This is a genomic window from Halomonas sp. SIMBA_159 (assembly GCF_046536035.1).
Taxonomy (GTDB): domain Bacteria; phylum Pseudomonadota; class Gammaproteobacteria; order Pseudomonadales; family Halomonadaceae; genus Vreelandella; species Vreelandella venusta_A.
In genome coordinates this window covers 1-274 of record NZ_JAWJBT010000507.1, presented here as the reverse complement: position 1 = coordinate 274, position 274 = coordinate 1, and the positions used below count along the sequence as shown (strand labels likewise).

Annotated in this window: 1 protein-coding gene; it reads left to right on the top strand. The window is 48.2% G+C overall.

Going from position 1 to position 274, the window contains the following annotated elements:
- A partial coding sequence (locus R0J87_RS20215) for a hypothetical protein (protein ID WP_498888490.1) occupies positions 1-274 on the top strand: 274 nt, incomplete at both ends.

The following is a 274-nucleotide window of genomic DNA, read 5'->3' as shown; positions in this document are numbered from 1 at the left end:
CAATGATGCCAGTAACAGGTTGTATGAATTACTCGGCCAGGACAGGCTGAACGACAGATTACGTCAGCTCGGATTGAATCAGGCCTTAATAAATCACCGTCTGAGTATAGCTTTAACGCCAGCACAGAATCGTCAGTATAACCCTATTCGCTTCTTAGGTTCGGGCGGAGCCGTTGCTCTCGCGTTACCGGCTCGCATATCGCAATTAGAATACGTGAACATTGAACAGCCTAAGCTCGGCCATGGCTATATGTCTGACGGAGTACTCATTCAG